We start from the raw sequence: 474 nt of genomic DNA, 5'->3' as shown, positions 1-474 counted from the left end.
ATCGCTCAGGAGACAGTCGACGGATTTTGAGCGATGCCGGTGAATTCGCGCCACGCAGCGAATCGGGATGCGAGTTGTTTGCGATAGAGCGAAGCACGTAGCAGGTGTCGCTTGAGCGCGAAGTGCTACCGGATCAGGCCGAAGCTGGAGAGAAAAGCCTGCGTGCGCTTCGGGTCACGAAATCCGCGCATGCGCCGCTCACGTTCACGCGTAGGCTGATGACTATTCTCTGCCCGGTTGTTCGCCCGGGCCGCAGCCTTGACGAACACATGCTTGACGTTCGCCAGTTCGGGGATGTCGGCCTTGGCTGCCGGGTAGCTGCGAAGCTGATCGGTGACAATCCTTCCTGGCGCGTCGGCACAGGCGGCCAGCACGTGGTTGAAGAAGCGCTTTGCTGCGGCCTTGTCGCGACGTTTCTGCAGCAGGATGTCGAGTTCGGCGCCGTGCTGGTCGCACTGCCCGCCAGAGCAGATA

At 61.6% G+C, this 474-nt stretch carries 1 pseudogene; it reads right to left on the bottom strand.

Annotation, left to right across the window (positions count from 1 at the left end):
• Nucleotides 1-5: 5 nt before the first annotated feature.
• Nucleotides 6-474 (bottom strand): annotated as a pseudogene (locus tag AB4Y34_RS41975) (DDE-type integrase/transposase/recombinase); the annotation flags it as partial.

The sequence above is a fragment of the Paraburkholderia sp. BR10954 genome, from assembly GCF_040965775.1.
GTDB classification, from domain to species: Bacteria; Pseudomonadota; Gammaproteobacteria; order Burkholderiales; family Burkholderiaceae; genus Paraburkholderia; species Paraburkholderia youngii.
The sequence above is the reverse complement of the archived record's forward strand: the minus strand, read 5'-3'. Positions and strand labels throughout refer to the sequence as shown.